This window comes from Flavobacterium endoglycinae (genome assembly GCF_017352115.1).
In the GTDB taxonomy this organism is placed as follows: domain Bacteria; phylum Bacteroidota; class Bacteroidia; order Flavobacteriales; family Flavobacteriaceae; genus Flavobacterium; species Flavobacterium endoglycinae.
The window spans coordinates 1036489-1054906 of record NZ_CP071448.1 but is presented as its reverse complement, the minus strand read 5'-3'; the positions used below and the strand labels follow the sequence as shown (position 1 = coordinate 1054906).

The following is an 18418-nucleotide window of genomic DNA, read 5'->3' as shown; positions in this document are numbered from 1 at the left end:
TATCTTATATTTTTCTATTTAAGGAAATTTCCAGTAAACCAATCAAAACCTTCAATTTTTTTATATTCAGCAGGTATTGAGTTTAGTTTTTTTATGTTTTTTTTATCTTTGCTGTAAGCTCTTTTTTTTGAAATAACTATTTTTCCAGTTTTTTTCTCATTCTCGATAGTTTCATAATAGACATACTCTAAGGTGTCAACTGTCTCGCCATTCCATTTATATTTATACATTTCAGTATGTCCAGGATGACCATAAGTAACTCCTCTTATTATTTTTTCACGAGGAGAGAAAGTAGGATTGATAAATTCAAAATTTTTAGAAAATGTTTTCTTATCATTTCTAAGCAAGTAAACATCGCTAAATCCTTTTAAGCAACATCCAGTTGCACCATACCAATTAATAACAAAATCTTTTAAATTGTCTCCATTAATATCTCTGATTGTGTCATTTACGTATGTTAAATTCCATTGTTTATGAGATAGAACTTTTTTAAATTTATTTCCATCCTTAGAATAAATATCTATATGTACATTATTAGGTTCTAATCTTCGGATAATAAGTTGAGGATTATTTTTTATGAAATAATCACCTATATTTATTTCAACTTCAACATCATATTCGTTATCAGGTCTAACTTTATATTTCTTTTGAAATTTATTTTGTTTGATTTCCAGAGAAGCTATTTTCAAAGCGTCAGATAAAACTTTATCTAACCTTATGCTATCTATTTTTTCCTCTTTTTCAATTTTAGCTCTTTTCTTTAAACGATCTTTTTCTCTTTGCTCAAACGTTTTTACAACAGGCTGTTTTTTATCCAATATTTTGTTTTTCTTCTCATTAGTTTGTCCACAAGATAATATTAACATTATGAATGTTATTATGTAAATCTTTGTTTTCATCGTTTATTGAAGATTTTGAGATTATTCTTTTATTTCAATTTCGCTTTCTTTTGCTTAGCCAATTGTTTTTTGGTTTCAATTGCTTTTTCTAATCGGTTTTTAAAACGAAAAAGTTTTGGAAGTCCTTCTAATCGATCTTCGATCGTGATTTCTTCGTAAACAATAATAGCTTTTTCTAAAACGCGGATTTCATTATCCAAATCGTTTTGGTTTTTGTATATTGTAGCTAATCGATCATAAGGATGATTTCCTTTAAAACCTTCAGTTACATTTTCTTCATACAAAGCAATAGCTTTTTCAAAATCTCCTGTTTTTTCGAACTCAGCTCCTTTTAGATTGCGTTCGGCCTGCAAATTTTCATTGATTTCCATATTGTAAGAGTTTGATTTGGGTTTAAACTTCTTCAGATTTTTTCCCAAAATCTTTCGGGAAAATTAAAAAACGAGATAAAATTAGACCTGGAATTGTGGCAATAAAAACCCAAATAAAGAAGTTTTGATAGCCTAAATATTTTTGTATAAAACCGCTTAACATTCCTGGAAGCATCATTCCTAATGCCATAAATCCAGTTGCTAGTGCATAATGTGCTGTTTTTGATTCTCCTTCGGCAACATGAATTAAATACATCATAAAGCCCGTAAAGCCAAAACCATAGCCAAATTGTTCTAAAATTACAACGGCATAAATGTAATAAATGAATGAAGGATGAAAGAAAGCCAATAAAATAAAACCTAAAATTGGAAGGTGCATAGCCAGAAACATTGGAAACATCCATTTAGTAAGTCCTTGTTTTGAGATTGCGATTCCGCCCAAAATTCCTCCAATCGTTAAAGCAATTAATCCCAAAGTTCCATATATCAAACCAACGTCTTCAGTGTCAAGACCCATTCCGCCTACTTGAACGGTTTTTTGATTTCCATTTTTAGAAATCAATCCATCAATAAAACTAACTCTTGCTTCATTTACTTTTTTATATTCTTCATTCGCTTTAGGTTTAGTTTCTGCTATAGGTTTTTTACCTTTTCTAGTTTCAACCACTACTGGTAGTTTTGAATATAATAGTTCTAATTCTGAATTTTCAAGTTTTATACCTGCTTTTACTTTAGTATTATATAATTCTAAAGCCTTATTTTCATCTAAATCTGAGCTTTTTTCTACTAATTCATATTTAATAGGATCAATCAAAAATGGCGTCAGCATTTTTAATAACTGTGATTCTCCTAATCTAAAAACCAGAATAAAAATTAAAACAACAGCGATTTGTTTTTTCTTAAAAAAGCTAATGAAAATAGTTCCAAAGTTTTGATGATGGTGTTCGCTATTTTCAGCTGGATTAATTTCGTTTTTAGGTGTAAAAATAAAATTGTAAATCGTAATAAAAGTCATTAGCAAGCCCACACAAATCATGGTGTATGACCATGCTTTTGTATTGTCACTGTATTTATGTTCTAGATATCCAGCAAAAAGGACGATTAATCCGTTTCCTGCCAGCATGGATAATCTGTAAAAAGTACTTCTGATTCCGAGGAAAAAAGACTGCTGTTCTTTTGGTAAAACCAATAAATAAAAACCATCGCTCGCAATATCATTTGAAGCCGAAGCAAAAGCGGCAACCCAGAAAATTGCCAAAGTCATCATGAAAAATCCGTTTGTTGGAATCGTAAAACCAACTAGAAGAAATGCAATTGAAATTAACAGCTGCATCGATAAAAACCATTTTCTTTTGGTTCCTGTGAGTTCAATAAACGGACTCCAAAGCGGTTTAATAACCCAAGGCAGATATAATAAACTGGTATAAAGACCAATGTCTTCGTTGCTGATTCCGAGATTTTTGTACATCAATACCGAAACCGAAATTATTACGGCATATGGTAATCCTGAGGCAAAATTAAGAAGCGGAATCCAAAACCACGGTTTAGTATTATCTGTTTTCATTTGGCTGAGCAGGTGAATAGATTTTAAAATTCTTTTTTATGTCGGCTGAAGCTGGTGTGCTTTCGTTTGCAAAATAATCAATAAATGTCACAGCGCAAGCTTTATACTGACGGATTTTTTCAGCAGGAATTGAAAAGCTTATCTCGCCATCTTTTTCAATGGCTCTTACTTTGTCAATTATTTTAGTTGCATCATTTGTATTCACTTTTGACATGTGTTCACCTCCATAAATTACAATGTAACGTACTTTTGTATTCAGCGGACTTTTCAGCGAAAAAGTATATTTTAAACTGTCTTTTGTAAATTCAGTAAAAACAGGATTATCAATGATAATGCGTTTTAAATTCGGAACAGCTGCAGGAAGTGCGGGATATTTATATTGGTTTTCTGCTAAAAGACGTGTAATGTCGAAGTTTTTATCCATGAACCATTTAGCGCTGAAATATGCACTTCCGGAAACATTTTTAAAACTTCTTGCAAAATCAACTTGATTTGGAATTTCGGTAGCAAAATTCCAGCTTTTATCAGCATCTCCTCTAATTTTATAAGAGGCGTGACCAATGTAAACAGCTGTATTGTTTGAATTTTCAGACCACCATTTTACCAATTTTGAATAATTGGCTCTCGGGTTGTTCATACTCCAATATAATTGAGGCAGAATATAATCGATCCATTTTTGTTCCATCCATAAAACAGGATCAGCATATAAATCGTCGTAATTAGAGGTTGACTGTGTTTCTGAACCTCTAGGATCCTGCGATTTATTTCGCCAAACCCCAAACGGACTAATTCCAAACTGAACCCAAGGTTTACTCGTTTTTATGGTAGTTGAAATTGTATGAACGAAGTTGCTCACGTTAGCTCGACGCCAGTCGGCAAGGCTTAAGCCTGCACCGTATTTTTTATAAGATGCGGTATCGTTAAAAACTTTTCCAGGAACGGCATATGGATAGAAATAATCATCAAAATGAATAGCATCGATATCGTATTTGTCAACCACTTCTTTAACTACTTTTGTCAAATGTGTCTGCACTTCAGGTAATGCAGGATCGTAATAGTATTTTCCGCCGTATTCGATCATCCATTCCGGATGTTTGAAAATATCGTGATTTGGACTCAAAAGATTTTTGTTTAAATCGAAAGTTGCACGATACGGATTCAGCCAAGCATGAAATTCAAAACCTCTGTTGTGGGCTTCTTCGATCATCCAAGCCAAAGCATCATAATACGGATTTGGAGCTTGACCTTCTTTACCTGTTAAAAAACGTGACCAAGGCGCCATTTCTGACGGATAAAAAGCATCGCCAACGCTTCTAATTTGGACAATGACAGCGTTGTAATTTAACTTTTTATACGTTTCCAGAATCTCAAGATAATCAGCTTTTTCTTTTTCTACGTTGTCTATTGCCGTTTTAGGCCAGTCGATATTTACAACCGTTGCAATCCAGACACCTCTGAATTCATTTTTAGGATGCAGGTTTTCCTGCGCATTCATAAACGAAGTGAAGAAAAATAGAGATAAAAGTGAAAATATTAAGTGCTGTTTTTTATGCATTTTATTGTTTTTTAACAGGAATCAAAAATAGGTTTAATTTTTTTTCTGCCACGATTTTTTTTTAATCAAAGTTTTTCCGCCACGAATTCACGAATTTCGTTATCACCTATTCGAAAAAACGTTACTAATTAAAAACGAATTATGCCGATTGGATTATATTCAATCATTAAAAATAATTCGTCAACTCATGGATATCTTTTTTAATCAGGAAACGAAATTTTTCCCATTGTCACAGATGGGATTTTGCTGTTTCCAAAATTGTAATCGCCTCCAGCAACTGTTTCATTTGCTAAAAGCGCAAATAAAACGGCTTCTTTCGCATCGCTTAAAATGCCCAAATCGTCGCTAGTGTGAAATTGACAAGGCAATAATTCTTTCAGCCATTTTACCAATAACGGATTATTAGTCCCGCCTCCCGACATGTAAATATGAAAATCTTCTGCCAGAATTGAAGTTTTTTGTATGGTGAAATAAATCGCTTCTGCAATAGTTTCAGCACTTAAGCGCGTTAAAGTCGCCAGCAAATCTGATGCCGAAATGTTTTCTAAACTGCATTTTACCAAAGCCGACTGTACAAAACCGAAATTAAATAACTCTTGTCCAATCGATTTTGGGAAACTTTTCTGGAAGAAATCATCTTTTTTAAGTTCCTCTAAAAGTTCTTGATTTACAGTTCCTTGCTTGGCGATTTCAGCATCTTTATCGTAACTTTTTTTAGGGAAATAATGTTTGGTAAAAATGTCGATTAACGTATTTGCTGTTCCAGTATCGGTTACAAAAACTTCTTCGGCGTTTAGAGAGGCTGGGAGATAGGTATAATTTGCAATTCCGCCCATGTTGAGCATGATTCTGTTTTCGCCTTTTTTTCCAAATAATAAATAATCGCCGTAAACCGCCAAAGGCGCGCCTTCGCCACCAGCCGCAACGTGTTTTTGTCTGAAATCGGATAGTGTAATAATTCCCGTTTTCACCGCAATATGATCGCCGTCGCCAATTTGTAAAGTCGCATCTGGAAATTTTTCCTGCTGATGCAAAAACTTCGGAGCGTGCAAAACTGTTTGCCCGTGCGAAGCAATTAAATCTACTTCGCTTGACGAAATATTCCATTTTTTCAAACAATCGTTAATCATGCCGCTATGCAATATTCCGATCCACTCATTTAACAAAGCCAAATGCTGAAAATCGATTGTTCTTTGGGCAAATACTTTTCTGATTTCATTTTTAATATCTTCAGAATAAGAAATCGTTTCAAATTCAAGGATTTTTACATCTGTGTTTTCGCCAGAACCAGAAACAGCGCACAAAGCAATGTCAAGTCCGTCGAGAGAAGTTCCAGACATTAAACCCAGTATTTTTCGGGTTTCTTTTTGAGCTATAGTATAAAGTGCGGATATATTTTTATTCATTTAAAATGAGGTTTTATAGAAGTCATTTTATTAGTAACGCTAAAATCAGGTTATTTCGGATATAAAGGTAAATAAACTTTGAATTTTATTTTTTCAAACTAAAAAAATCGCTCCAAATGAAATATGAGTTTAAAGAAATATTTCATTTGGAGCGAAATAATTATAGGTGAAAAATAATTTTGTTATAAATATGAACTTCTCTAAAAGCTGGATTATAATATAAAATAAAATTCACGCTATCAATAATATAAAGAAACCTCGATTTTTTAATTCGAGGTTTTTCATTTTTTAAACTTCTACTCCAAATCCAAATAAGGATTTAAAGTTTCAGCTAATTCATTGAGCCAGTATAAACCGTCTCTTAATTTTGCGATTTCATTTTGAAGTGTTTCGTGCTCGCTCATAATGCCTAAAGCTAATGTGAAATTAATCTGCCTTAGTGTTTTTGCCATTTCTTCGGGCAGGATTCTGTCGCTGAAAAAATTCAAAAGTCGAATTTCAGTTTCTCGTGAAATTGTGTTAATACTCATAATCTTTGTGTTTAGGAAAAGAAACCCGTACAGCTAAGGTGTCCTACGCCACAAAGTGCGTTGCAGTTGTTTCCAATACCGCCACCATACCATACGGGCAAAAGTTTTTTTGATATCATTTTCTTTGTGTTTAGGATTGTAAAGATATCAAAAAAAATATTTTAAGTAAGAAAAATATTATATTTAAAAATAATTTCCTTGCAGTAAATCATCTCTGCACGGTAAATATAAAACGTTATTTTGAGAAAAGATAAACGGAAGTAAATTTCCAGAGAGTTTGTCATTTCGAGGAACGAGAAATCACACGCGGGATTCTGCAAAGAGAATCGTCAACCCGATAGCGCGGATTTGCAATCCGTGCACGCATAGATTGGATTGGACAGATTATAAGTAAAAAAAAATATACTTTACGTGCACGGATTGCAAATCCGCGCTATCGGTAATAGTTAGTAAATTTTAGATTTCATAAGCCTTCGACTACGCTCAGGGTGACAATCGTGTTTAAAGAAAACTTAGCATCTCAGTACCTTAGAACCTTTATTTAAGTATAAATCCATTTTCCTTCAACTTTTTCAAAACAGCAGCAATAATTTTAGATCGGCATTCTGAATTTTCGGTTGTTGATGCCGTTTTAACCCAATATCGAATATTAAGCTGAATAATACCTCCAGCAATAACATCGGTAATTACGGCGGCGTTTTCGTGGTCTTTTTCAGTTACATTTTCGTCCTTTCCTAGAATCTCTTTAACAAGTTCAATCGCTCGCGTATAATCAGAACCATATTCAAGTCCGACGGTGAAAGTCTGAAGCAGAAAACCTTCGCTGTTGTAGTTAATGAGCGTGTTTTTTATAAGAAGTGCGTTGGGAATATAAATGATTTTTGAATCGCTTTTGACCTCAGTATCACGAAGATTAAGATTGATGACTTCTCCTTTTACACCATTACTTTCGATAATATCGCCAATAGAAAATGGTCTTTTGAAAGCCAGCAGAATTCCGGCAAGGAAATTTTCGCCAATATCTTTAAGCGCAAAACCAATTACAAAAGCCGAGATTCCCGCACCAGCCAACATACTTTGTGCAACGCCTTCGAGACCAATAATTCGGAACATAAATAAGATTCCGATAATAATCAAAACCGATTTAATTAAACGGGCAATAAAAATGGCAAGCAAACGATCGTGCATTTTAGCTTTGAGTCGGTTTCCTGCAAAAATACCCACACGGCTCGCAATAAACCATGAAACCAGAATGACCAAAATTGCTAAAATAAATTTTGGCGTAAGATCGACAATGCTATTGTAGTAACCTTCGAGGTGATTAATGACGTCCTGAAAGAAATTTTCCATAATAATTAAGGCGTAAAATGTTTAAACTCGCTGAGTTGTTTTTTTAACATATAGAAACATAGTTTTTGTTTGCACTTAAAGGCATTTCATTTGTTTCAATTCACATAGCTTAACGTAAAGTGCTATGTGTTAAAATCTAGATTTTTTCAACTATTCTCAGAATTTAAAGAAATAAATCTATGTTTCTATGTGTTTAAAATTATTTCGTCCAACAAACGAAAATTCTAAAATTACTTTTTTAGTAAATAAAACACTTACAGGATTCTCTTCGAATTTTATAAAATATTGACGGAGTTGTTAGATAAATTCACAAAAATAGAATCGTTTTACCTTGTGATATTTTTATCTTTGTGGTCTGAGTTTTTTCAGGAAATATTTTTATAAAAAGCACATTTACATGTTGACCCAATCTCATTTAGAGCAATTATCCGCGAGTCTCGAAGGTACCCTTTTATTCGATGAACTTCATAAAACGCTTTATTCCACAGATGCTTCGGTGTACCGAATTAAACCGAATGCGGTGGCAATTCCTAAAACAACCGAAGATATTGCCAAGCTGATTAAGTTCGCGGCAGAACATAAGCTGTCGATTACGCCAAGAACTGCGGGAACTTCACTGGCAGGACAAGCAGTAGGAGATGGATTGGTGGTTGATGTGTCGAAACATTTTACAAAAATCATTTCCTACAATGCCGAAAAGAAAACGGTAACGGTTCAGCCTGGCGTAATTCGCGATGAGCTGAATTTGTTCTTAAAACCTCACGGCGTATTTTTTGCCCCAATTACATCAACCTCAAACCGCGCGATGATTGGCGGAATGGTGGGAAATAATTCTTCGGGAACAACTTCGATTCGATACGGCGTTACGCGCGATAAAATTGCAGAAGTAAAAGCACTTTTAAGTGACGGTTCTGAAGTCGTTTTTAAAGACCTGACTTCGGCTGAGTTCATGGAAAAAACAAAAGGCGATTCTTTAGAAAATAAAATATACAAAACAATTTATGATGAACTTTCGATAAAAGAAGCGCAGGAAGAAATTGTAAAAGAGTTTCCGAAACCAGAAATTCACAGAAGAAATACAGGTTATGCGGTTGATATTCTTTTGAAATCGGAATTATTTGGCGGAACCGAACCAACCATAAATCTAGGAAAACTACTTTGCGGAAGCGAAGGAACTTTGGCTTTTACAACCGAAGTAACGCTGAAAGTTGATGATCTGCCGCCGCCTCACAGTATTATGGTCGTTGGGCATTATCATACGATTCAGGAATCTTTAGAATCGGTTGTGGTAGCGATGAAACATCATTTGTACACTTGCGAAATGATCGACGACACAATTTTGGATTGTACGAAAACGAATCGCGAGCACATTAAAAACCGTTTCTTTTTGGTTGGAGAACCAAAAGCGATTATGTTGTTTGAAGTGGCATCGCACACTTTGGAAGATGCCGAAAAACAAGCCGATGCTTTGATTGCCGATTTAGAGAACAACAATTTTGGCTACGCTCGAGTAAAAATCTACGGAAATGATATTGACAAAGCCAACGAACTAAGAAAAGCAGGTCTTGGACTTTTGGGAAGTATTGTTGGCGATGATAAAGCAGCCGATTCTATTGAAGATACTGCGGTTGAATTGAGCGATTTGCCAAATTATATTGCAGAGTTTTCGGCGATGATGTTAAGCCACGGACAAGAAGCGATTTACTACGCTCATGCTGGTGCGGGAGAATTGCACCTTCGTCCGGTTTTGAATTTGAAGAAAACATCTGATTTAAAATTATTCAGAACCATTGCGACAGAAGTAGCGCATTTGGTAAAAAAATATAGAGGTTCGTTAAGCGGTGAACACGGCGATGGAATTGTGCGTGGTGAGTTTATTCCGTTTATGATTGGCGACAAGAATTACGAATTGCTGAAAAGAATCAAACTGGCATTTGATCCCAACTCGGTTCTAAATATCGGTAAGATTGTAAACGCTCTGAAAATGGACGAAAACCATCGTGTGGTTTCGGGAAGGGTAGAACCAGATATTAAAACGTTTCAGGATTTCTCAGACAGTTTAGGAATTTTACGTGCTGCCGAAAAATGCAACGGTTCCGGCGACTGCCGAAAATTGCCGTCGGGCGGAGGAGCGATGTGTCCGAGTTATCGTGCGACGAGAAACGAGAAAGAAACTACGCGTGCAAGAGCAAATGCTTTGAGAGAATATTTAACGTATTCTGAAAAAGAAAATAAATTTGACCAGAAAGAATTATACGAAGTTTTTGAGTTGTGTGTAAGCTGTAAAGCCTGCGCAAGCGAATGTCCGAGTAACGTAGACGTAGCCACTTTAAAAGCCGAATTTTTATACCAATATCAAAAAGCAAACGGCTTTTCAATCCGAAATAAGATTTTTGCCAACAATGCCAAATTGAACAAGATGGGAAGCAAATTCCCAGCGATTACGAATTTTATTTCAAATCAGTCTTTGGTCAAAAAAACTATGGGAATTGCACCTGAAAGACAAGTTCCGTTATTGGCGAAAAAGACTTTTAGAAAATGGTATTCCAATAATAAACCATCACAAACAGATTTTCCAAACGGAAGATTGTATTTGTTTGTAGACGAATTCACGAATTATTATGATGTAAATATCGGAATCGATGCTTTTGAATTATTGACGAAATTAGGTTATCAAGTTTTAGTTGTTGATCATGAAGAAAGTGGCAGAACGTATCTTTCAAAAGGATTTCTAGAAGAAGCGAAAAAAATAGCCAATCATAATGTAAGTGTTTTTAAAGATTTGGTTTTGGCAAATGCACCTTTAATCGGAATTGAACCTTCAGCGATTTTGACTTTTAGAGATGAATATCTTCGTTTAGCTGATGATAAAGAAGCTGCGGAAAAGTTATCAAGAAATGCTTTTACAATCGAAGAATTCTTCAAAAAAGAAATCATAGACGGAAAAATCACAGCCGATTCTTTTTCAGAAGAAACTAAAGAAATCAAAATCCACGGACATTGCCATCAGAAATCTTTAAGTTCTGTTGAAGCGACTTTCGCCATGCTGAATCTTCCTAAAAATAATACGGTTACGATTTACAATTCGGGCTGTTGCGGAATGGCAGGTTCTTTTGGTTATGAAAAAGAGCACTATCAAGTGAGCATGCAAATGGGCGAGGACACTTTATTTCCAAAAGTCCGTGCAACAGCTGAAAACGTAAAAATCGCTGCAGCAGGAACAAGCTGTCGCCATCAAATTTATGATGGAACGAGTCGTGAAGCGCAGCATCCGGTTAGTATTCTGCGTAGCTGTTTAAAAAGTTAGCCACAAATTACACGAATTACACAAATTATACTTTGCGCTGATTTCACAAATTAAAAAATTTGAGTAATTCTTTAATTCGTCATTAAAAAAATATTTTACGCAAAAAAAAATAATTCGTGAATTGCTTCGCCTGTTCGCTATCGCTCGGGTCGTGGCAGAAAAACTACTTCAGACTAACTTTTTTTCCTGTTTCAGCGGCTTTATAAATAGCATTGATAATTCTAACATCTTTAATGCCTTCTTCACCTGTAATGTGATTTGGGAGTTTCTGGTTGGCTAAAATCACTTTACAAATCTCATCCATTTGAGTTTGCTGCTGATTTATGACAGGAAAATTAAATGATTTTCCGTCAGATCTTTTACCTACAAAAGGCCCATAGCTTACAGCAGGACTCATTTCGAAGAAACCTTCATCCGCAGCAGCGTGAAATCTATCAATGCCAAAACCATACGAACTGCAGCAATTAGCAACAGCACCGCTTGGAAATTCCATTTGCCAAGTGATATTTTCTTCAACCTGAGCAAATCTATTTTTGTTGTTTACAGTTCCAAATTGTGCCGTAACTGCAATTGGTTCTTCGCCTAAAACATAACGCGAAACCTGAATGCAATAAACTCCTAAATTAATCAATGCACCACCGCCTGCAAACTTTTTAGTCAATCTCCATTCGTTACGGGCATTTAAATCAACAGGTTTATTTACGTCATGAATGTCATAAGTGCTGTAACCTAGAGAAGCTTCTATATATCTAACTTGCCCTAAAACTTTTTCTTGTCCCAATCGTTTTACTTCTAAATGATTCGGTTCGTAATGCAAACGATAACCCATTGCCAGTTGTACATTATTATCGTTGCAGGCTTTTATCATTTCTTTACAATCTTCAACTGTAATGGCCATTGGTTTTTCAACAATAACATGTTTCCCTGCTTTTGCAGCGCGAACAGTAAATTCTTTATGAAGTGAGTTTGGAGTTACAACATACACCAAATCAATATCTTTGTTTTTTACGATTGAATCGAAGTTTTCGTAGTTGTAAATATTTTTCTCTGGAATGTTATACTTCTTTTTCCAAGTTTCCGCTTTAGAAGGCGTTCCTGTAACGATTCCGGCAAGCTGGCAGTATTCAGAAACCTGAAGACCATCGGCTAATAACGAAGCGTAGTTTCCTAAACCGCACAGTGCAATATTTAATTTTTTTCCAGAGTAGGGTTTGTGAACCTTTTCTGTTTCGGTGATAAAAGAAGGAAGTGAAGTCATGACAACAGAAGCGCCAACGCCAAGTCCAAATTTATTTACAAAAGAACGTCTCGTGATTTTTTCCATAAAAATGATTCTTTAAATTAAATACTACTTGTATTAGTAAGCTCATTTTGAGAAATGTTACACTTGCAATTTATTTAACCGCAAAGAGCGCAAAGAATTACGCAAAGTTCACAAAGATTTTATTTCTCTCGCAGATTTGGCAGATAATGCAGATTTTTGTTGTGATGAAAATATTTATGTAGATTTTAAAATCAAATCTGCTCAATCTGCGAGAGAAAATTTAAAGACAAAGATTTGAAAAAATAATTCGTGAATTGCTTCGCCTGTTCGCTATCGCTCGGGTCGTGGCATGAAAAAAAAATCACAAAAAAACAAAATCGTTTTATATATTTGAAATCAGGATAATTTTTGCATTATTTGCAAAATAAAACCAGAACGACTGAATTAAATCAATTTATAATAGCGAAAAATATATGGCATTTTCAAGTTTATTCCGAAAAAAAACAGTGCAGGATATTCTGAAACAGGTTGCAAAGAATGAAGCAGATGGGCATGAAGCATTAGGAAAGCATCTTACAACCAAAGATTTAACTGCTTTCGGAATTGCTGCAATTGTGGGAGCGGGAATTTTCAGCACCATCGGAAAAGCGAGTGCCGACGGAGGACCAGCCGTAATATTTTTGTTTCTTTTTACTGCTCTTGCCTGTAGTTTTGCGGCCTTTGCTTATGCCGAGTTTGCATCAATGGTTCCCGTTTCTGGAAGTGCTTACACGTATTCGTATGTAGCTTTTGGAGAAATCATTGCCTGGATTATCGGTTGGGCTTTAATCATGGAATATGCTGTAGGAAATATAACGGTTGCCATATCGTGGAGTGATTATTTTACAGGACTTCTCCAGAGTGGCGGAATACATTTACCGCAATGGATTCAAATGGATTACTTAACCGCTTCAAACGGTTTTAAAGATGCTGAAGCTTTAATGCGAGGCGGAAAATCATTCGAAAATTTAAGCACAGCTTTACAACAAGCGCATACAGCTTGGCAAACAGCACCAACAATAGGATCATTTCACTTTGTGACTGATTTACCAGCTTTATTCATCATTATTTTGATTACCGCTTTGGTTTACAGAGGAATGAAAGAATCTCGTAATGCAAGTAATTTAATGGTGGTTGTAAAACTTTGTGTGGTGCTGCTGGTAATTGCAGTTGGAGTGTTTTATGTAGATACTGCCAATTGGGATCCGTTTGCGCCAAATGGAGTTAGCGGGGTTTTAAAAGGTGTATCGGCAGTTTTCTTTGCTTATATTGGTTTTGATGCTATTTCTACAACAGCAGAAGAATGTAAAAATCCGCAAAGAGATTTACCACGCGGAATGATGTGGGCGATTATCATTTGTACCCTTTTATACATTGCTATTGCTTTGGTTTTAACTGGAATGGTAAAATATCACGAATTAAATGTTGGAGATCCTCTAGCATTTGTTTTCGATAAATTAGATTTAAAATGGATGTCAGGAATTATTGCGGTGAGTGCTGTAGTAGCAATGGCAAGCGTTTTATTGGTTTTTCAAATGGGACAGCCTCGTATCTGGATGAGTATGAGCCGTGACGGATTATTGCCAAAGAAATTCTCAACCGTTCACCCAAGATTCAAAACACCGTCTTTTGCCACTATTGTTACAGGATTTGTAGTAGCGATTCCAGCATTATTTTTAAACTTGACAATGGTTACTGATTTATGCAGTATCGGGACTTTATTTGCCTTTGTATTGGTTTGTGCCGGAGTTTTAGTATTGCAGAATAAACCTGAAATCCCAAGAGGAAAATTCAAAACGCCTTACATCAATTCAAAATACATTTTACCAGTTTTAATTATCGCTGGTTTATATTATGCTTTTGCGTTCAATAATAAAGCAACAATGGCATTTATTAATAATGAGGCACAAACTTTTGATGCCACATCTATTGTAACGTCTTTAGACAAAGAAGATTCTGAAAAAGTGTTTAATTATTTAAAAAGTATAGATGCCACCAACAAAACTTCTGAAACTTCAGATTTAGAGCATTTGTTAAGCCAATATCAGGATGATGAAGTTAAATATGCTGAGGTTGTAAAAGGACTTCCAATTAAAGATTCATTAAAATACGAAACGGGATTTCAGTTATTCAAACATAAAATTCCAATGTGGATTTTCTTGTTTGTGTTAGTTGGATTGGCAGTTTGGGCTTTCAGAAAAAATCTTTCTCTGATTCCGCTTTTAGGATTAATCTGCTGTTTGTATATGATGGCCGAATTAAGCGTTTGGAACTGGATTTATTTTACCGTTTGGTTAATAATCGGACTGCTGATTTACTTTGGCTACAGCCGAAAAAATAGTAAATTGAACTTCGTGGAGAAGTTATAAGTTAAGAGTTATAAATTAGAAGTGAGCCGTTCTGAATAATTTCAGAACGGCTTTTTTTATGGGATATTTGCGCGCAGATTTTAAATGATTGTAGCAGATCTAGTTTGGATTTTTATATAAAAAATCAGTTTAAATCTGCCTTAATCTCTTTAAATCTGGGTAAAAATGATTTTTATGAACTTAACTCATTCTGGTTGAGAGTGTTTTAAAATGTTCTAATTTTTATACAAATAATCTTATGTTTTAAAAGGCTTTTCCTTAAGTTTGTTTTCAGTAAATTTTAAAATATAATTTGTAATAAATGAGTTTTCTTGATAAAATATTGGGCAAAAATGATGCTCCAATACAATCTAATAATGACTTCTGGAATTGGTTTCTAAAAAAGGAAAAAGAGTTTTTTAAAATCGTTAAAAACAGAGGAAATATCCACCAAGGTTTTTTTGAAAAATTAGCTCCGAAACTAGATGAAGTTCACTACGGAATTTATTTTTTAACTGGAATGTTTGATGACAATACAGTTGAATTAATCTTAACGCCAGATGGAGCAATCAGAAATATTTATGCTATAGAAGAGCTGGTAAATGCGGCTCCAAAAATGGTAGGATGGAAAATTACTGCTCTTAAACCAGCTTCAGATATTAAGGGTGTTGGTATTGAGTATGAAAATTTCAAATTTGATAAAGAGAATTTAAAATTTTACCCTAATATTCACGAAGGTTATCCAGACGAAATAGATTTGACAATAGTATACGATGGATTTGTTGAAGAAGAAAAAGGAAAAGTAACAAACGGGGTTTATATTTTTCTAGATAATTATTTAGGAGAACTAAATTCTTTGACATTGATAGATAACATGAATGTTGTTGGATCTAATGAAATTTCAGAAGAATTAATTCCAATCGAAAAATTAAAAGATTATTTAATCTGGAGAGAGAAGGAATTTGTTGAGAAATATGAAGGCACGAGACATAATACAGAAAATGATAATTATTCAAGTCTTGAGGGTACTGCAAAAGATGGTGGGGCTATTATCGCCATTATAAATAGTGATATTTTACAATGGGATAAAAAAGCATCTCATCCGTGGGTATTTATTATTACAATTCCATTTGATGGAAGCAACAATAGCGGAATGCCGGATAAAGAAACATATCAATTATTAAATGAAATTGAGGATGATGTAGTATTGGAACTTAAAGATTTGGATGGTTATTTGAACATAGGAAGAGAAACACGCACCAATAAAAGAGAAATCTTTTTTGCGTGTAAAGATTTCAGAAAACCAACTAAAATAGCCGATGAATTAATTAAAAAATTCAATGGCACTTTTGAGATAAGCTACGAAATTTATAAAGACAAATATTGGCGAACATTTAGAGGTTACGAGCCTAGATAATTATAAAGCCGTTCTGAATATTCAGAACGGCTTTTTTACTCAAACTTCAAAATAAAAAATCCGCTTAGAGAAAATCTCCAGCGGATTTGAAACAATCTAAAAAAATGATGCAAATTTATTTATAAAGTAATGTTTCCTATTTATTGTGGGTAATTTTTTCTCTCGCCGATTAAACAGATTATTTGCTAAGAAAAAGATCAGCAAGATCAGCAAGAGGATTAAAAAACTTAGAACCTTAGCAGCTCAGAACCTTAGAATCTTTTTGTAAAACCCCAAGTTCAATCATACAAGCTTTCATCATTTCGTAAGTACGCTGAATATCATTGTCTAAACCAATAGAAAAACGAATCAAACCATCAGTCAATCCCATTTCTTTTTGTTCTTCTAACGGAATTTCACTTGAAGTTGAAGTTCCCGGTGCACTGAATAACGTTTTATAAAAACCTAAACTTACTGCTAAATAACCCAGATTTCTATCCTGCATTAATTCCATTAATTCATTAGCTTTTTCCAAAGATCCAACATCAATGGTCAGCATACCACCAAAACCATATTCGGGATTAATCATCGTTTTATACAATTCATGACTCGGATGACTTTTCAATCCCGGATAAACCGTTTTTAAACCGTCTTTTTCAAATTGATCTGCTAGAAAATGCGCATTATGACTGTGCTGTTTAATTCTAATATGAAGTGTTCTCAGGTTTTTCATCACACTTGCAGAACGCAAACTGTCCATTGTTGGTCCTAAAAGCATGCTTGCGCCAGTGTTGACAGTTTTCAGCGAATTAATAAATTCTTTCGAAGCACACGTTACACCACCAACGGTATCACTGCTTCCGTTAATGTATTTCGTCAAACTGTGAATTACAATATCAGCCCCCAATTTTGCAGGAGAAACTGATAATGGAGAAAACGTGTTGTCTACAACTAATTTCAAATGGTGCTTTTTGGCAATTGCAGCCAAACCACGAATATCTGCTACTTCCAATAACGGATTACTTACGGTTTCGCAGTACAAAACTTTAGTTTTAGAAGTAATTGCAGCTTCTACAACATCCAGTTTAGTAATGTCAACAAAAGTGGTTTCGATACCAAAACGAGGCGTAAAATTCTTCAAAAAAGCATAGGTACCGCCATAAATCGTTCGGCTTGAAACGATATGATCTCCCGCACCGCATAATTGCAATAGAGTAGGTGTAATAGCGCCCATACCAGAAGCTGAAACATTTGCCGTTTCTGTTCCCTCCATTGCGGCCAAAGCCTGATCCAAGTACAAATTACTTGGTGAAGAATGGCGCGAATACAAATAACAGCCTTCCATATTGCCTTCAAAAGTATCGAACATCGTTTTTGCCGATAAAAAAGTATAAGTAGAAGAATCAGAAATTGATGGATTCACACCGCCAAATTCCCCAAAGTATTGCAAATCCTGAATTTTATCTGCTGGATTAAAGTCTTTCATTATAGTTAGTTTTTTGTTAGTTTCAAGTTGCCATTGTCATCCTGAGCAAAGTCGAAGGATAAGGAGCTGCTTCCTGCTATCCGTTTCAATCTTTTACTTTTTAAAGAAAAAAGCAAAAGGATTTCCACTTCTATCAGGGCTAGGACATTTGTTTTTCAAAAGAAATTCCAGTCAAAGAAAGAGTGTTTTAGATAATTAATCAATTGTTTCGTTTTTATTTAGATTTTAAAACTATTAAATTAAATTAATAATGATTTTTAATCTAAATTTGTTCTAAAAAATACATGTCAATAGATTTTCTTTCACTTAAGTAATCCATCAACAATCAAGTAAAAACAATCAACCAAAATGACTCTTGACGAAATAGATAAAAAACTCCTCGTTTTGCTTCAAACCGACAGCAAAAAGACCAATAAAGAATTGTCTTTAAAATTGAATCTTTCTGTAACAGCAGTTTATGAACGAATTAAAAAGCTGGAGCGCGAAGGCATTATAAAAAACTATGCGGCTTTAGTCGATAAATCTAAAATCGAAAAAGGATTTGTAGTTTTCTGTCATTTAAAATTGATTCAGCATACCAAAGAATTCTTAACCAAATTCGAAAGTGAAGTCATCAAACTAAATGAAGTTTTAGAATGCCACCACGTAAGCGGCGATTACGATTATATTTTAAAAGTTCTAGTAAAAGATATGGAAGCCTATCGAGAATTTTTAGTAACCAAACTAACTTCTTTACAGCATATCGGGAGCACACAAAGTATGTTTATGATTAGCGAAGTGAAGAACTCTACGGTGATTTCTTTTTAAGGTTTAAGGTTCTGAGATGCTAAGTTTTTTAATCTCGCAAAGACGCTAAGTCGCGAAGTTCTTTTGTGAATTTTGTATAGCTGAATTGCGTCCAGC

General features: G+C 34.5%; 13 protein-coding genes. 4 read left to right on the top strand and 9 right to left on the bottom strand.

Annotated features, from left to right (window positions below; all coding sequences use genetic code 11):
* Positions 1-14: 14 nt before the first annotated feature.
* From J0383_RS04630 to J0383_RS04600, 7 genes are all read right to left on the bottom strand, one after another.
* Positions 15-899, bottom strand: coding sequence for an XAC2610-related protein (locus J0383_RS04630; RefSeq protein WP_207297280.1), 885 nt, complete (start codon positions 897-899; stop codon positions 15-17).
* Positions 900-928: 29 nt separating this feature from the next.
* On the bottom strand, positions 929-1270 hold the full coding sequence (locus J0383_RS04625) for a tetratricopeptide repeat protein (RefSeq protein ID WP_207297279.1): 342 nt from the start codon (positions 1268-1270) through the stop codon (positions 929-931).
* Positions 1271-1292: 22 nt separating this feature from the next.
* Complete coding sequence (locus J0383_RS04620; protein ID WP_207297278.1) at positions 1293-2834, bottom strand: MFS transporter; 1542 nt, start codon at positions 2832-2834, stop codon at positions 1293-1295.
* Positions 2821-4389, bottom strand: coding sequence for a glycoside hydrolase family 10 protein (locus J0383_RS04615; protein ID WP_207297277.1), 1569 nt, complete (start codon positions 4387-4389; stop codon positions 2821-2823). The genes J0383_RS04620 and J0383_RS04615 overlap by 14 nt, the downstream gene beginning before the upstream one ends.
* A gap of 200 nt (positions 4390-4589) precedes the next feature.
* On the bottom strand, positions 4590-5795 hold the full coding sequence (locus J0383_RS04610) for an anhydro-N-acetylmuramic acid kinase (protein ID WP_207297276.1): 1206 nt from the start codon (positions 5793-5795) through the stop codon (positions 4590-4592).
* Between the two features lie 296 nt (positions 5796-6091).
* Positions 6092-6325, bottom strand: a complete 234-nt coding sequence (locus tag J0383_RS04605; RefSeq protein ID WP_207297275.1) for a hypothetical protein — start codon at positions 6323-6325, stop codon at positions 6092-6094.
* Positions 6326-6862: 537 nt separating this feature from the next.
* Positions 6863-7675: a mechanosensitive ion channel family protein gene (locus J0383_RS04600; protein ID WP_207297274.1), complete on the bottom strand. Its 813-nt coding sequence runs from the start codon at positions 7673-7675 to the stop codon at positions 6863-6865.
* Between the two features lie 397 nt (positions 7676-8072).
* On the opposite strand from J0383_RS04600, the gene J0383_RS04595 reads away from it, so the two are divergent.
* Positions 8073-10982, top strand: a complete 2910-nt coding sequence (locus J0383_RS04595) for an FAD-binding and (Fe-S)-binding domain-containing protein (protein WP_207297273.1) — start codon at positions 8073-8075, stop codon at positions 10980-10982.
* Positions 10983-11145: 163 nt separating this feature from the next.
* On the opposite strand, the gene J0383_RS04590 is transcribed toward J0383_RS04595, so the two are convergent.
* Positions 11146-12306 carry a Gfo/Idh/MocA family protein gene (locus J0383_RS04590; RefSeq protein WP_207297272.1) on the bottom strand — a complete coding sequence of 387 codons (1161 nt, stop codon included), beginning with the start codon at positions 12304-12306 and terminating at the stop codon, positions 11146-11148.
* Positions 12307-12719: 413 nt separating this feature from the next.
* Here J0383_RS04590 and J0383_RS04585 point away from each other — a divergent pair, with 413 nt between their 5' ends.
* Both J0383_RS04585 and J0383_RS04580 read left to right on the top strand, forming a co-directional pair.
* Positions 12720-14654: an amino acid permease gene (locus tag J0383_RS04585; protein WP_207297271.1), complete on the top strand. Its 1935-nt coding sequence runs from the start codon at positions 12720-12722 to the stop codon at positions 14652-14654.
* 301 nt (positions 14655-14955) lie between these two features.
* A complete protein-coding gene (locus J0383_RS04580; RefSeq protein WP_207297270.1) occupies positions 14956-16050 on the top strand; it encodes a DUF695 domain-containing protein in 1095 nt (364 codons plus the stop codon).
* A 235-nt stretch (positions 16051-16285) separates the two neighbouring features.
* On the opposite strand, the gene J0383_RS04575 is transcribed toward J0383_RS04580, so the two are convergent.
* Positions 16286-17515, bottom strand: coding sequence for an aminotransferase class I/II-fold pyridoxal phosphate-dependent enzyme (locus J0383_RS04575; RefSeq protein ID WP_207297269.1), 1230 nt, complete (start codon positions 17513-17515; stop codon positions 16286-16288).
* Positions 17516-17863: 348 nt separating this feature from the next.
* Between J0383_RS04575 and J0383_RS04570 the strand changes: the two genes are divergently transcribed.
* On the top strand, positions 17864-18322 hold the full coding sequence (locus tag J0383_RS04570; RefSeq protein ID WP_053471104.1) for an Lrp/AsnC family transcriptional regulator: 459 nt from the start codon (positions 17864-17866) through the stop codon (positions 18320-18322).
* The last annotated feature ends 96 nt before the right edge of the window (positions 18323-18418 follow it).

Bases quoted from the DNA above. Each gene is read 5' to 3' on its own strand.
- J0383_RS04630 (WP_207297280.1), bottom strand. From the start codon at position 899: ATGAAAACAAAGATTTACATAATAACATTCATAATGTTAATATTATCT.
- J0383_RS04625 (WP_207297279.1), bottom strand. From the start codon at position 1,270: ATGGAAATCAATGAAAATTTGCAGGCCGAACGCAATCTAAAAGGAGCT.
- J0383_RS04620 (WP_207297278.1), bottom strand. From the start codon at position 2,834: ATGAAAACAGATAATACTAAACCGTGGTTTTGGATTCCGCTTCTTAAT.
- J0383_RS04615 (WP_207297277.1), bottom strand. From the start codon at position 4,389: ATGCATAAAAAACAGCACTTAATATTTTCACTTTTATCTCTATTTTTC.
- J0383_RS04610 (WP_207297276.1), bottom strand. From the start codon at position 5,795: ATGAATAAAAATATATCCGCACTTTATACTATAGCTCAAAAAGAAACC.
- J0383_RS04605 (WP_207297275.1), bottom strand. From the start codon at position 6,325: ATGAGTATTAACACAATTTCACGAGAAACTGAAATTCGACTTTTGAAT.
- J0383_RS04600 (WP_207297274.1), bottom strand. From the start codon at position 7,675: ATGGAAAATTTCTTTCAGGACGTCATTAATCACCTCGAAGGTTACTAC.
- J0383_RS04595 (WP_207297273.1), top strand. From the start codon at position 8,073: ATGTTGACCCAATCTCATTTAGAGCAATTATCCGCGAGTCTCGAAGGT.
- J0383_RS04590 (WP_207297272.1), bottom strand. From the start codon at position 12,306: ATGGAAAAAATCACGAGACGTTCTTTTGTAAATAAATTTGGACTTGGC.
- J0383_RS04585 (WP_207297271.1), top strand. From the start codon at position 12,720: ATGGCATTTTCAAGTTTATTCCGAAAAAAAACAGTGCAGGATATTCTG.
- J0383_RS04580 (WP_207297270.1), top strand. From the start codon at position 14,956: ATGAGTTTTCTTGATAAAATATTGGGCAAAAATGATGCTCCAATACAA.
- J0383_RS04575 (WP_207297269.1), bottom strand. From the start codon at position 17,515: ATGAAAGACTTTAATCCAGCAGATAAAATTCAGGATTTGCAATACTTT.
- J0383_RS04570 (WP_053471104.1), top strand. From the start codon at position 17,864: ATGACTCTTGACGAAATAGATAAAAAACTCCTCGTTTTGCTTCAAACC.